The organism is Allobosea sp. LC85 (assembly GCF_000735605.1).
Lineage (GTDB): Bacteria > Pseudomonadota > Alphaproteobacteria > Rhizobiales > Beijerinckiaceae > Allobosea.
In genome coordinates this window covers 1-12,231 of record NZ_JPKG01000010.1, presented here as the reverse complement: position 1 = coordinate 12,231, position 12,231 = coordinate 1, and the positions used below count along the sequence as shown (strand labels likewise).

The window sequence follows — 12,231 nt, the reverse complement described above, 5'->3', positions numbered from 1 at the left end:
TCCCGGCCATGTCGCGGCAGGTTTCTCTTCGTCCGATCATCCCGAGTGTCCATTGGGACGCTTGGGATGACGCGTGATGGGCGGCGTGCAACCGCCCGAACGAGACTGCGACCGCCGCCACCGGACCCTTGCCCATGCCCGTTTTCGCCATCCCATTCCCGGTGATCGACCCGGTCGCGCTGCAACTCGGGCCGCTTTCAGTCAAATGGTATGGCCTCGCCTATGTCGTGGGGCTGATCGGTGGCTGGTGGTATGCGCGCCGGCTGGTCTCGTCCCCTGCGCTGTGGGGGAGCTCGAAGCACCCCGCCGCAGATGAGCTCGATGACATGCTGCTCTGGGTCGCGCTCGGCGTGGTGCTCGGCGGGCGCCTCGGCTTCGTTCTGTTCTACGATCTTGAGCGCTATCTCGCCCGACCGCAGGACATCATCGCGATCTGGCAAGGCGGCATGTCCTTCCATGGTGGGTTGCTCGGGGCGGCGACAGCGCTGTTTCTGTTTGCGCGCCGGCGCGGGCACCCGGCGCTGAGCGTCTTCGATCTCGCCGCCGCCGTCGTTCCGATCGGGCTCTTCCTTGGGCGCATCGCCAATTTCATCAATGCCGAGCTCTGGGGCCGGCCGGCGCCGGGACTGCCCTTCGCCATGGTCTTCCCCAATGCCGGGCCGCTGCCGCGTCATCCGAGCCAGCTCTATGAGGCCCTGGGTGAGGGCATCCTGCTCTTCATCCTGCTCGCGCTCGTCGTCCGGGCCGGCGGTTTCAAGCGACCGGGCCTCGTCGCGGGCGTCTTCGGCATGGGCTATGCGGTCGCGCGCATCGTCTGCGAGTTCTTCCGCGAGCCCGATCCGCAACTCGGCTTCCTGTTCGGTGGAAGCGTCGATGCGCTGAGTGGCGGCATCACCATGGGTATGCTGCTATCCGTGCCGCTATTCCTCGCCGGGCTCTATCTGGCTCTGCGCGCCAAGAGGGCGGTCGCGTGAATGCGCTCAAGGCGGAGCTCATCCGCCTGATCCAGGACGAGGGCCCCCTCAGCCTATCGCACTACATGGCGCTTTGCCTCGGCCATCCCCGCCACGGCTACTACATGACCCGCGACCCTTTCGGTGCAGAGGGTGACTTCACGACGGCGCCCGAGATCAGCCAGATGTTCGGTGAACTGATCGGGCTGTGGGCCGGCGCGGTCTGGCGGATGATGGGCGAGCCCGGGAGCCTGCGCCTCGTCGAGCTTGGACCGGGTCGTGGCACGCTGATGGCCGATGTGCTGCGGGCCGCCCGGATCGTTCCGGGGTTTCGCGAGGCGCTCTCCGTGCATCTCGTCGAGATGAGCCCCGTGCTGCGGCAGGCCCAGGCTCGGACCTTGGCCTCGGCGACCGAACCGGTCTGGCACGACAGCATCGGGACTGCGCTGGACGGGCCCGCGATCGTCCTCGCCAACGAGTTCCTCGACGCGCTGCCGCTCGATCAATTCGTGCGGGCCGGAGACGGCTGGCGTGAGCGGCTGGTCGGGCTCGATGCGGCAGGCGAGCTGGGATTCGGGCTCGCACGTGCGACGGAGCCTGCACTTGGCATCGTCGCCCCGGAGGGAAGCATCTTCGAACAGCCGACCGCCGCGCTGGATGTCGTGGCGACGGTCGGCCGCCATCTCGCCGGGAATGGCGGCGCTGCACTGTTCATCGACTACGGTTCTGCACGTTCAGGCTTCGGAGATACGCTTCAGGCGGTCCATCGGCATCGGATGGTTGATCCGCTCGCCGATACCGGTGAGGCCGATCTCACGGTTCATGTCGATTTCGAACGGATGGCGCAGGCCGCGCGCCGGGCCGGGGCTGCGACGCATGGACCGGCGAGGCAGCGCGATTTCCTGTTGGCGCTCGGCTTGGCTGAGCGCGCACAGGCGCTCTCCGGCAGGGCGCGGCCGGAGCAGGCGGAGGCGATCCAGGCCGCCTTCGCACGACTCACCGCACTTGGCGCGACCGAGATGGGTGAATTATTCAAGGTTCTGGCGCTATCGGATTCAAGATTGCCGCCGCTGCCCGGATTTGACCTTCATCAGATGCCAGAGCAGGGCTGACGCCTGAGCCGGAACCCGCCATGTTCATCACTTCGCCCGATCTCTCCGCCGAGCACGGCATCGCGCATGCCTTCTTCACCCGCGAAGGCGGTGTATCCTCGGGCATCTACGCCTCGCTCAATGGCGGTCTCGGCTCGGACGACGACAAGGCGCTGGTCACCGAGAACCGGGCTCGCATGGCGGCTCACCTCGAGGTTGAGCCCACGCATCTCGTCAGTGTGCACCAGGTCCATTCCGCCGACGCCGCGCTCGTCACCGGCCCATGGCTTGGGGAGAGGCCGAAGGCCGATGCCATGGTGACCACTGCTCACGGCGTGGCGCTCGGCGTCTCCACCGCTGATTGTGGCCCCATCCTCTTCGCCGATAGCGAGGCGGGCGTGATCGGCGCCGCGCATTCCGGCTGGAAGGGGGCCTTTACGGGAATTGTCGGCGCGACTGTGACCGCGATGGAGAAGCTGGGCGCTCGTCGCGAGCGCATCCTGGCGGTGCTTGGACCGACGATCAGCGCCAGGGCTTATGAGGTCGGGCCGGAATTCATCGAGCGCTTCAAGTCGGAGAATGCGACCTATGCGCGCTTCTTCCACGCTTCGGAGCATCCTGCGCGCGCCATGTTCGATCTGCCTGCATTCATCACGTTCAAGGCACAGGAGGCTGGTATCGGTCGCTTCATCGATCTCGGCCTGTGTACATATGGTGATGAGCAGCGCTTCTTCAGCTATCGCCGCACGACGCATCGGCAGGATCCGGACTACGGCCGGCTGATCTCGGCGATCACGCTGAGGCCACCTGAATAGGCCGCTATCGGCCGGTTCAATCTCAGGTTGCTTCGAGAAACGGGCGGAGTCATCCTCCCAAAGCCATGCATCATGGCTTTGGGGGTCTCATGGAACAGCTTCTGATCAACCTCGTCGCAGGCGCACTGGGTGGCAATGCTGCCGGTAAAGCCTCATCCAGCTTCGATCTCGGAACTCTCGGAAACACCATCGCCGGTCTCGTCGGCGGCGGCGTTCTTGGCCAGTTGGTACCCATCGTGTTGCCGGCCATCACGGCGGCGGCCGCGGGCGGCAATCTCAGTGTCGGCGGCATCCTGACGAACCTGATCGCCGGCGGCGCTGGCGGAGCGGTTCTCACGGCCATCATCGGCGCGATCAAGAACAAGGCCGCGGCCTGAGCTTGACAGTGCCGACGTCGCGCACCGCGCGCGGCGTCGGCTTTTTTGCCGGTCAGGCGAACCAGGCCCGTTTTCGGCTCATGGTCTCGCAAATGACGTGTGGTGGCGCGTCAGGTGACGATATCAGGGGTTCGCCAGGCCAGGTGCTGGCCGTTGTCAACGGCGATCATTTGCCCCGTGACCGAGCGGGCGCGGGCGAGATAGAGCACTGCCCCGGCGATATCCGCAGCGTCGACCTTTCTTTGCAGCAGCGATCCTGCGGCTTCGCGCGCGAGCAAGACATCGCCGTCCTGCGGATTCGGAAAGGTCGGGCCTGGCCCGACGGCGTTCACGCGAATCCGCGGTGCGAGGGCCTGCGCCATGGTGATCGTCGCCGTGAGAAGCGCCGATTTGGTCAGGGTATAGGAGTAATACTGCGGAGTCGGCTTCCAGACCCGCTGGTCGATGATGTTGACGATGCAACCTTCGCGATCCCCGGGAAGATGGTTGGCCATTGCGCCCGAGAGCACTGAGGGCGCGCGCAGATTGGTCGAGAACTGTCGGTTCCAGGTGGGCACGTCGATATTGCGGATGTCATCGACCAGAAAACTGGAGGCGCTATTGACCAGCAGTGTCACCGGGCCGAGCTTTGCTTCGGCGGTCGGAATCATGGCGTCGACAGCTGCAGGATCGGCCAGGTCGGCCGCGATGGTGATGGCCCTGCCTCCCCGATTCCGCACTTCCGCAGCGAGCGACTCCGCCTCAGCCTGCGATGTGCGGTAGTGGATCGCAACCGCGTAGCCCGCATTCGCAAGGTGTTCGACGATGGCGCGCCCAATCCGGCGTGCTCCACCGGTGATGAGCGCGACCTCAGCCATTGCGTGCATCTCTATCGGAGTGGCGCTTGAGGCGCCGTTCCCAATGTTTGGCTGCACGCAGATAGCGGTAGAAGGCATAGTTCATCGCGGTCATGAAGCCATAGACGCCGCGCAGGGCGTGACGCCGGCCAATATAGGCCTTAATGAAATTGGCCGGGAACTCGGCGACCAGCCGGAATGCCGAAAGGGTTTCGCCGCGCTTGTCGAGATCGTCAGCCTGTGCGTCGCTGTAGTTGTTCAGTTTCGCCATCTGCTCGCCGAGCGAACGCACCGAGTAATGATGCACCGTGCCCTTCAGCCTGCCGATGCGGGCGTCGGGAGAGAGATCGACGCGGTCGTGAACCGGTGAAGGCGAGTAGCGCCCCTTATCCTTCCGGTAGAGCCGAACCGGAGACAGGGCATAGGCGAAGCGATGCGGCGCGCGCTCCCCCGGGAAGATCTCGGCGATGCGCGTCCTGTAGGCATCCGCTGGCGGGTCGCCATGGGCAAAAAGGCCCGCAATCTCGACGGCCATGTCCCTGGGCACGACCTCGTCGGCGTCCAGATTGAGGAGCCAAGTATAGCGGCACTGATCTTCGCCGAAGCGCTTTTGCTGGCCGTAGCCCGGCCACGGATTGAAGATCACACGGGCGCCGCATTGCTCTGCAATGGTCTGCGTACCATCGGTCGACCCTGAATCGATCACGATGATGTCATCGCTCAGCTCTCGCACTGCAGCGATGGTTCGGCCGATTCTGTCGGCTTCATCCCGAGCAATAATGAATATAGAAAGCGGTGGCACCGATCCTGGTCCATTCCGTGGCCTGTGCTGCAAGGCTTAAGCATGCAGGCCCGGAACGAGCAAGCGAAGCACCGCGTCAGATTGTGGCCGCATTTTGTCTGGAACCTTAGGATACGGCCTGCGTTCCCTGCTTGCTTCCACTATACGGTCAGGCGCCGTTAGTATTCGATTTACCATTCACAGTGACTTAATAATAATTAACGGGCGTTGAACAATTGGTCTTAGTCATCCCCATTCGTGCCGCATTTTTGCCGCGGTCTGCAATGTACCTGTGCTTTGGCCGCAACAGACATCGACGCCATTGCGGGCTATAAAGGCGTCATCGACATCACCGCCGGGCCACGCCGGCACCAGCGACGACTAAAGGAGTCAAAAATGAAGAAGTACCTGCTTACGAGCGTCGCGGCCCTCGGCCTCGTCGTTGCCGGCGCCGCCTCTGCCGCCGATCTGCCGTCCCGCAAGGGCCCGGTTGCCGCCCCGATCTATCTTCCGCCCGTGTTCACCTGGACCGGCTTCTATGTCGGTGCCAACGCTGGTTACGCCTGGGGTCAGATCGACTCGACCACGGTCGGCGTCGTCAACGGCCTCGGCGCCTTCAGCGATCCCGATGGTTTCACCGGTGGTGGCCAGATCGGCTACAACTACCAGATCGGCCAGTGGGTTCTCGGCGCTGAGGCCGATTTCCAGGGCGCTGACCTGAAGTCGTCGTCCATCAACCTCGCCAACAACATCACTGCTTCGAGCGAGATCAACTGGTTCGGTACGGTTCGTGCCCGCGTCGGTTACTCCTTCGACCGGTTCCTCCCGTATGTCACCGGCGGTTTCGCTTACGGCAGCGTGAAGAACAAGATCAACACTGGCGCGATCGCGTTCAGCGACGACAACACCCAGTACGGTTGGACGGTCGGTGCCGGCCTCGAGTACGCCTTCACCAACAACCTGACGGCGAAGCTCGAGTACATCTACGTCGACCTCGACAAGGAGTCGTTCAACGTTCCGGGCGGCACCTTCACCTCGAACGTCGAGACCAAGTTCTCGGTCGTCCGCGCTGGCCTGAACTACAAGTTCTAGTCCGATCCCCGCATGGGGCTCAGAGCGAACCCGGTGGCTTCGGCCACCGGGTTTTTTGTTGTGCGAGATGGCTCGGGACCGTTCAGCCCTTGACGCGGGTGGATTCGAAAGACGGCACCTTAGCCGCGAAATCGTCGAGCCAGGCGACCAGCTTGGGGTGAGTAGCCCGCCACGTCCCGTCGAAGCGCAGATCGAGATAACCCAGCGCGCAGGCCAGTGCGATTTCACCGATGCGGGGTTTGCCTGACCAAGCCGGAGGAGCCGCCTCGAGCGCGGCAAGCGCCCGCGTGACCTTTCCTGCCTGATTCTCGACCCAGGCCGCATTGCGCATCTCGGGCGTCCTGAACCGGCCTTCATAGACCTGAAGCAGCGCCGCATCGCAGATGCCGTCTGCGAGCGCCTGCAGTCGCAGCTGCGCAAAGCGCCCTTCGCCTGGCGGGATCAGGCCGCCGCCGGCGAGATGATCGAGATACTCGGCGATGACGCGGGAATCGAAGAGTGTCGAACCGTCCTCGAGCACCAGCGCCGGAATCTTGCCGAGCGGTTCTGGGCGCGCAACGTGTCCTTGGGATCGGTGGTATCCGCCGCAACGATCTCGATGCGGCCCAAAAGCTCGTGCTCATGAGCCGCGATTTTGACCTTGCGGCCGAAGGGAGAGGCTGGGGAGGTGCGCAAGGTCAGCATCGGTCAAATTCCGGTCAAGTTCTGGAGATGTCAGCCGTCCGGGCGGATCGGCTCGCAAAGGTAGCGCGGCCGCGGTCCTTGCGCGAGACGTTCGCACAGTGCCGGCAACAGGAGGAGAGCTTCCTCCGCCAGTTTCCAGGGCGGATTGACCACAAGCAGACCAGTGGCCCCGAGGCCACCCGCGGCGTCGGGGCGATCGACGTCGATCTCGAGCCTGAGCAGGCGGCCGATACCGGCATCCTCGATCGAATTCACGAGGCCGTCTGCGGCGCGGCGCTCCTTGAGCGGATACCAGAGCGCGTAGATGCCCGTCGGCCATTTGCGGTGGGCGGCGATGAATTCGGCGGCCATCGTCGCGAACTCGTCCTTCTCCTCGAAGGGCGGGTCGATCAGCACAAGCCCGCGCCGTTCCTTCGGCGGGACATTGGCGCGCAGCGCCGTCCAGCCATCGATCGCGAGCGCCTTGCAGCGCGAATCGCGACCGAGCGCGGCGGCGAGCTTCTTGTAAGTGGTTTGATGCAGCTCGGCGGCGATAAGCCGGTCTTCCGCCCGCATGGCGTGTCGGCAAAGCCAGGGGGAGCCGGGGTAGCTGCCGGCGCCATGGCGTTCCCGCGCGACCGCGACGGCTTCGCGCCACGGTGCCAGCAAGCCCTCCACGGTGGAGGCGAGCGGCGACTGGTCGAGGCGGGCCACCCCGTCCTTCCATTCATGCGTGCGCAACGCTTCCTCGGAGCCGAGATCGTAGCGGCCCGCGCCGGCGTGGGTGTCGATGACGCGATAGGGCGCATCCTTGACGCCGAGATGGGTCAGGATGCGCATCAGCACGACATGCTTGAGGATGTCGGCGAAATTTCCGGCGTGGAAGCTGTGATGGTAATTCATGAAGCGGTCTTAGCCGCCCCGCAGCACTCTGTCAGCGCTGAGCCTTCACAGTGATCTCGCGCGTGCGGCAGCCGGAACGGTCGACCTCCTGGCAGGTGCGGAAATTGCGCAGGTCCTTGCTGAAGCAGATCCTGACCTCCTGCAGCACGCCGCGTTTGCAGGCGATCGACATCATGTCGCTGCGCAGGCCTGGATTGGCCGCCGCGAAGGCGCGCTCGAGGTCGATCGCGGTCCAGTTCTGATCGCGATCCGCCTTCTGCAGCGGTGGAGGAATCGTCACTTTCTGGCGGGCGCGCCGGACATCCGAAAAATAGTCGCTGGGGCTCGAACCCGAACACGTGCCATGCTTGCGCCATTCGTGGCGGGCGAGCCCTTCGGACGGGAACAGGCCGTCGGCCTGGTCCAGGGCGATGCGAGATGGCGTGCGGCCGGCAGGTCCGCAATCGGTGGGGTAGCCACGTTCGTTCTGCGGCCAGAGGCCATGCACGACGAAGCCGAGATTGGCGCCGCTCTCGCATTGCTCGCGGGCGCGACCGCGCCCGCCGTCCAACTCGCAGAAGCCTGGCGACCATGACAGGGCGAGCACATAGAAGTCGAAATCACCGGGAACGCCGCCGCGGCCATATTGCCCTTGGGCTTGTGCGCCTGGGGCCATGACACCAAGCAGCGCCAGCATCGACAGCCAGGCGCACAGGAGTCTCACGGCGTAATGTTACCGCTCGGGGCCTGGGCGGGCCATCTGACAGTTCGGCGCGTAGGAGCGGTGTCGGTCGAGGCCGTCGACGCACCAGTTGACGTTCCAGGTCACGCCGAAGAGGCCGAGGTTCTCGCGCACGGAGTAGTCGATGCGGTGCAGCGAGCCGTCGTTCAATGCGATTCGCCCGGTGCAGAAACGGCGCGGGATGAAGTCGGCACCCCAGGGCCGGAAGCCGATGGGACGAATGCGATCATAGGCGACAGCCTGCAGCGGACCCCAGAACTTGGCCTCGCGTGAGTTGAACCAGCTCGTGATCTCGCTGAGGACCGCGGGATCCTCGCAGGCCGGCAGGTTGCCGTACATCGGAATGATGCGCTCCTCCGCCCGTTCCGCCGGGTCGACATAGCGGCGGCTCGTGGCCTCGACGCTGATGGTCGCAGCAACGCAAGTCGCTGCGACGAGGGTGGTTTTCAGCAGGGCGCGGCGCATCGGGGCAAGCCTCTTGCAGGCTGGTTGAATCTGATCCCGCACGATGACGTTCGGACGGGGGAGGGTCAAGGTGATTGGCGTCAGTGAAGGGCAACCAGACCGCAACTGTGTCATTTTCGATCCGGCTGCGAAAAGAGTGCCGCTCCTCAGAAGGACGCTTCCAGCATTGCGGCATAATCGGCTGCTGCCGCCGCGCGCGGGTTGCTCGCGGTGGAGTGATCCTTGACCGCAGCTTCGGCGATTGCGGGGACGACACTACGCGGTACGCCCATTTGCGAGAGCGAGGCCGGCATGCCGAGCCGTTGGCTCAGGTCGGCGATCCAGCTGGCCAGGTCAGTGTCGGGGGCGAGTCCGAGGGCGCGGCGGATCTCAGCGTATTTCAGGCTGCATTCCGGCTCGTTGAAGCGCAGCACTGCCGGCAGCAGCACGGCGTTCAGCGTGCCGTGGTGAAGCGAAACCTCCTTGAGGCCGCCAAGCGGGTGGGAGAGCGCATGCACCGCGCCGAGGCCCTTCTGGAAGGTCAGGCCGCCCTGAAGCGCCGCCATCATCATTTGCTTGCGGGCCTCCCGATCGGATCCATCCGTCACGGCGCGCTCGATATGCGCGACCGCGCGTTTCAGCCCGTCGAGCGCGATCGCCTCCGCGGGGGGGTTCTCGCGCGGGCTGAGATAGGTCTCGATGCAATGGGTGATCGCATCCATGCCGGTTGCGGCGGTGAGCCAGGCAGGCAGGGCGAGCGTGAGTTCGGGGTCGCAGATCGCGAGCCTGGGGATCAGGTGCGGCGAGATGAAGCCGAGCTTGCGCCCGTCCTTCAGGGTGATCAGCGCCGCGCGGCCGACTTCGCTGCCGGTGCCCGAAGTGGTCGGGATCGCGATCACAGGCGCGACGGCTGCGGTCACCTTCGGAATGCCGCCGAGGATCGCCGCATAGGTTTCGAGCGGCCCGTCATGGCCGGCGAGCAGAGCCACGCCCTTGGCGAGATCGATCGGCGAACCGCCGCCAATGGCAACAAGCCCGTCGCATCCGTTCTCGCGATAGAGCGTCAGTGCCGCGAGCACAGCCTCCTCGGTCGGATTGGTCGGCGTGGCATCGAAGACCGGGGCGGCGTGCAAGGCTGGGGAATGCGCCTGAACCGTGCCGACCAGACCGACGGCGACGACCCCCTTGTCCGCAATGATCAATGGCTTGTGCATGCCCAGCGCGGAGAGATCGGCATCGATGCCGGCGACCTCGCCGAAGCCGAACCGGGTCGTGGTGAGATAGGTTATCAGGGCCATGGGCGTCCTCGTGGGGTGGCCTCGTCTCGTCTAGCGGCTCGGCCTTATTGCGATGAGCCCTTGGTGTGGCATGGCCACCGGCAGGCGTCGACTGCCGCGCCTGCGCAGGGAGCGCGAATTGGGTGCATGAGGGTTTCCGGGGCCTGCCTCTTCGGCAGGAACGCGACGAGCTTCAGGGCGGGTCGAGCATTTCGGTGGTTTTTCCCGCCCGCCGTTCAAGCACGAGCAAGGCGAGGCCGGCAGCGACGATGAGGCCTGAGCCGATCAGCATCGAGAGCGACGGCCAGTCGCCAAAAATGAACCAGCCGAAGATCAGGGCCCAGACGATCAGCGTATATTGGTAGGGCACGACGACGGAGGCCTCCGCCAGCTTGAGCGAGCGGGTGACGCAGAGATGCGCGGCCATGGCGACGATGCCGAGCAGGCCGAGCAGGCCGATATGGGCGAGGCTCGGCGTCGTCCAGCCGAAGGGCAGCAGGACCAGCCCCATGACAAAGGCGCCCAGCGTCTGCCAGGCGACCAGCGTCACATCCGGCGTGCCGCGCAATTGGCGGGCCGTGATCATCATGGCAGCGAAGGAGACGCTGCCGACGAGCGCGATGATGGCCGGCAGGGTCAGGCTCTGGCCGGACGGGTTCAGCGCGACGGCGACACCGACGAAGCCGACGACGACCGCGAGCCAGCGCCCCACATCGACGCGCTCTCCGAGCAGCAGCGCAGCCAGGATCACCGCCCAGACCGGCGCGGCGAGCCAGAGTGTCATGGTGTCGGCCAAAGGCAGGTAGGATACCGCCCAGTAGAACAGCGCGACTTCACAGGAGCCAAGCGTCACGCGCAGCATCTGCAGCCAGGGCCGCTCCGGGCGCAATGTGCGGCCAATACCCTGCTTCACCACGAACGGGGCGATCACGATCAGCGCCGCGACGCTGCGCAGCAGCACCACCTGGCCGACGGTATAGGTTGCGACCAGCCATTTCCCCAGCACGTCATTCACGGAGAACAGGAGGATACCGAGCAGCATCATGGTGATGCCGGTCAGAATGGCGCTTTTTGTGGGCATGGTGGTCTGCAAGGATGCCTGTCGAGTAGGCGCTCCCTGTCGCCTTTCGCACTCTGCGAGGCAAGTCGCGTCACGCGCAGGGGTGGTGCGCCAAGGGCAGGGGGATCTTAATTTAATTGTTTATTTAATTAAGTGATTAATTAATAAATAACCCATGGACCGCTTCATCGCTCTCGCCGACCCGACGCGCCGCCGCATCATCGAGATGCTCGGTGAAGGTGCCCTGGCAGCCGGAGAGATCACCGCGCGGTTCAGCATCAGCGCGCCGGCGATCTCGCAGCATCTGAAGGTGCTGAGGGAGGCCGGCCTCGTCAGGGTCGAGGTCAGCGGCCAACGCCGCATCTACCGGCTCGATCCTGAGGGCCTCGATGCATTCGATCTCTGGGTGAAGAAGGTCCGCGGCTTCTGGGGCTCGCGGCTCGACATACTGGGGCAGGAACTGGCGCAAGCCGACAGTCATGAGGGAGAGAAGGATGAGTGAGTACGGCACTGTTCTCGAAAGCGGCACGGTGCGGTTCGAACGGCTCCTGCCGGGGCCGGTCGAACGCGTCTGGGCCTATCTGACGGAATCCGGCAAGCGCGGCACCTGGTTGGCTTCCGGCGATTTCGACCTGCGTGTCGGCGGTGAGACGAAGCTTCTGTTCAAGCATTCGGAGATCACCGACGAGCCGCCGCCCGAGCGCTACCGCGAGATGAACGACAAGGGATTTCTCGCGACCGGGACGATCACCCGCTGCGAGCCGCCACATGCGCTTGCCTTCACCTGGGAGGGGGACGGCAATCCCGCCTCGGAGGTGACCTTCGAGCTCAGTCCAAGGGATGGCAAGGTGCTGCTGGTGCTGACCCACCGCAAGCTCGCCGACAAGGCTGCGATGACGAATGTCTCCGGCGGCTGGCACATGCATCTCGGCCTGCTCGAGGACCAGCTTGCGGGGCAGAAGCCGCGCGGCTTCTGGTCCAGGCAGGCGGCGATCGAGAGTGAGTACGCTGCACGTTTTGCGAGCCTGCCGGAGTAGGGCGGGTCCGCATGCCGTCCTCGTGCCGGGCACAAGCCGTAGCAGGCTGCCGGTTGCCGGTTATACCAAGTCTCGTTGATCAGAACCGATAGGCCCAGTCACGGATGCCGATGGACATAATGCGCCATGGCTGGTCGATGAGCTTGTTCCAGGCGTAGCAGCAGTGATCGACGATATCCTC

General features: G+C 64.8%; 14 protein-coding genes and 1 pseudogene. 7 read left to right on the top strand and 8 right to left on the bottom strand.

Annotation, left to right across the window (positions count from 1 at the left end; translation table 11 throughout):
- Positions 1 to 128 precede the first annotated feature (128 nt).
- The 4 genes from lgt (at position 129) to FG93_RS05090 (ending at position 3,236) form a co-directional block, all read left to right on the top strand.
- Positions 129 to 974 (top strand): prolipoprotein diacylglyceryl transferase, encoded by an 846-nt coding sequence (lgt, locus tag FG93_RS05105; RefSeq protein ID WP_052513401.1) that lies wholly within the window; start codon positions 129 to 131, stop codon positions 972 to 974.
- On the top strand, positions 971 to 2,065 hold the full coding sequence (locus FG93_RS05100; protein WP_043232615.1) for a class I SAM-dependent methyltransferase: 1,095 nt from the start codon (positions 971 to 973) through the stop codon (positions 2,063 to 2,065). Before lgt ends, FG93_RS05100 begins: the two co-directional genes overlap by 4 nt.
- A 20-nt stretch (positions 2,066 to 2,085) precedes the next feature.
- Complete coding sequence (gene pgeF, locus FG93_RS05095; RefSeq protein WP_043232613.1) at positions 2,086 to 2,859, top strand: peptidoglycan editing factor PgeF; 774 nt, start codon at positions 2,086 to 2,088, stop codon at positions 2,857 to 2,859.
- Positions 2,860 to 2,948: 89 nt separating this feature from the next.
- The gene (locus FG93_RS05090; RefSeq protein ID WP_043232680.1) at positions 2,949 to 3,236 is read left to right on the top strand and encodes a hypothetical protein; all 288 of its coding nucleotides are present in this window, start codon (positions 2,949 to 2,951) and stop codon (positions 3,234 to 3,236) included.
- A gap of 110 nt (positions 3,237 to 3,346) precedes the next feature.
- On the opposite strand, the gene FG93_RS05085 is transcribed toward FG93_RS05090, so the two are convergent.
- Together FG93_RS05085 and FG93_RS05080 are read right to left on the bottom strand one after the other, a co-directional pair.
- Complete coding sequence (locus FG93_RS05085) at positions 3,347 to 4,093, bottom strand: SDR family oxidoreductase (protein ID WP_081881316.1); 747 nt, start codon at positions 4,091 to 4,093, stop codon at positions 3,347 to 3,349.
- Positions 4,086 to 4,874, bottom strand: a complete 789-nt coding sequence (locus FG93_RS05080) for a glycosyltransferase family 2 protein (RefSeq protein WP_043232612.1) — start codon at positions 4,872 to 4,874, stop codon at positions 4,086 to 4,088. Before FG93_RS05080 ends, FG93_RS05085 begins: the two co-directional genes overlap by 8 nt.
- 375 nt (positions 4,875 to 5,249) lie before the next feature.
- Here FG93_RS05080 and FG93_RS05075 point away from each other — a divergent pair, with 375 nt between their 5' ends.
- The gene (locus FG93_RS05075; RefSeq protein WP_043232676.1) at positions 5,250 to 5,945 is read left to right on the top strand and encodes an outer membrane protein; all 696 of its coding nucleotides are present in this window, start codon (positions 5,250 to 5,252) and stop codon (positions 5,943 to 5,945) included.
- Between the two features lie 82 nt (positions 5,946 to 6,027).
- On the opposite strand, the pseudogene FG93_RS05070 reads toward FG93_RS05075, so the two are convergent.
- The 6 genes and pseudogenes from FG93_RS05070 to FG93_RS05045 form a co-directional block, all read right to left on the bottom strand.
- A pseudogene (locus tag FG93_RS05070) lies at positions 6,028 to 6,629 on the bottom strand (glutathione S-transferase).
- A gap of 30 nt (positions 6,630 to 6,659) precedes the next feature.
- Positions 6,660 to 7,511, bottom strand: a complete 852-nt coding sequence (locus FG93_RS05065; RefSeq protein ID WP_043232610.1) for a 23S rRNA (adenine(2030)-N(6))-methyltransferase RlmJ — start codon at positions 7,509 to 7,511, stop codon at positions 6,660 to 6,662.
- 31 nt (positions 7,512 to 7,542) lie between these two features.
- Positions 7,543 to 8,166, bottom strand: coding sequence for a ribonuclease T2 (locus FG93_RS05060; RefSeq protein WP_244448501.1), 624 nt, complete (start codon positions 8,164 to 8,166; stop codon positions 7,543 to 7,545).
- Positions 8,167 to 8,223: 57 nt separating this feature from the next.
- Complete coding sequence (locus tag FG93_RS05055; RefSeq protein ID WP_043232606.1) at positions 8,224 to 8,697, bottom strand: hypothetical protein; 474 nt, start codon at positions 8,695 to 8,697, stop codon at positions 8,224 to 8,226.
- 146 nt (positions 8,698 to 8,843) lie between these two features.
- Positions 8,844 to 9,974, bottom strand: coding sequence for an iron-containing alcohol dehydrogenase (locus FG93_RS05050; protein ID WP_043232603.1), 1,131 nt, complete (start codon positions 9,972 to 9,974; stop codon positions 8,844 to 8,846).
- Positions 9,975 to 10,146: 172 nt separating this feature from the next.
- Complete coding sequence (locus tag FG93_RS05045; protein WP_052513399.1) at positions 10,147 to 11,034, bottom strand: DMT family transporter; 888 nt, start codon at positions 11,032 to 11,034, stop codon at positions 10,147 to 10,149.
- A gap of 154 nt (positions 11,035 to 11,188) precedes the next feature.
- Here FG93_RS05045 and FG93_RS05040 point away from each other — a divergent pair, with 154 nt between their 5' ends.
- On the top strand, positions 11,189 to 11,515 hold the full coding sequence (locus tag FG93_RS05040) for a helix-turn-helix transcriptional regulator (RefSeq protein ID WP_043232599.1): 327 nt from the start codon (positions 11,189 to 11,191) through the stop codon (positions 11,513 to 11,515).
- Positions 11,508 to 12,050 carry an SRPBCC family protein gene (locus FG93_RS05035; RefSeq protein WP_043232596.1) on the top strand — a complete coding sequence of 181 codons (543 nt, stop codon included), beginning with the start codon at positions 11,508 to 11,510 and terminating at the stop codon, positions 12,048 to 12,050. Before FG93_RS05040 ends, FG93_RS05035 begins: the two co-directional genes overlap by 8 nt.
- Positions 12,051 to 12,231 lie beyond the last annotated feature (181 nt).

Coding starts and splice junctions, on each gene's coding strand:
- pgeF (WP_043232613.1), top strand. CDS start 2,086: ATGTTCATCACTTCGCCCGATCTCTCCGCCGAGCACGGCATCGCGCAT.
- FG93_RS05090 (WP_043232680.1), top strand. CDS start 2,949: ATGGAACAGCTTCTGATCAACCTCGTCGCAGGCGCACTGGGTGGCAAT.
- FG93_RS05085 (WP_081881316.1), bottom strand. CDS start 4,093: ATGGCTGAGGTCGCGCTCATCACCGGTGGAGCACGCCGGATTGGGCGC.
- FG93_RS05075 (WP_043232676.1), top strand. CDS start 5,250: ATGAAGAAGTACCTGCTTACGAGCGTCGCGGCCCTCGGCCTCGTCGTT.
- FG93_RS05065 (WP_043232610.1), bottom strand. CDS start 7,511: ATGAATTACCATCACAGCTTCCACGCCGGAAATTTCGCCGACATCCTC.
- FG93_RS05060 (WP_244448501.1), bottom strand. CDS start 8,166: ATGGCCCCAGGCGCACAAGCCCAAGGGCAATATGGCCGCGGCGGCGTT.
- FG93_RS05055 (WP_043232606.1), bottom strand. CDS start 8,697: ATGCGCCGCGCCCTGCTGAAAACCACCCTCGTCGCAGCGACTTGCGTT.
- FG93_RS05050 (WP_043232603.1), bottom strand. CDS start 9,974: ATGGCCCTGATAACCTATCTCACCACGACCCGGTTCGGCTTCGGCGAG.
- FG93_RS05045 (WP_052513399.1), bottom strand. CDS start 11,034: ATGCCCACAAAAAGCGCCATTCTGACCGGCATCACCATGATGCTGCTC.
- FG93_RS05040 (WP_043232599.1), top strand. CDS start 11,189: ATGGACCGCTTCATCGCTCTCGCCGACCCGACGCGCCGCCGCATCATC.
- FG93_RS05035 (WP_043232596.1), top strand. CDS start 11,508: ATGAGTGAGTACGGCACTGTTCTCGAAAGCGGCACGGTGCGGTTCGAA.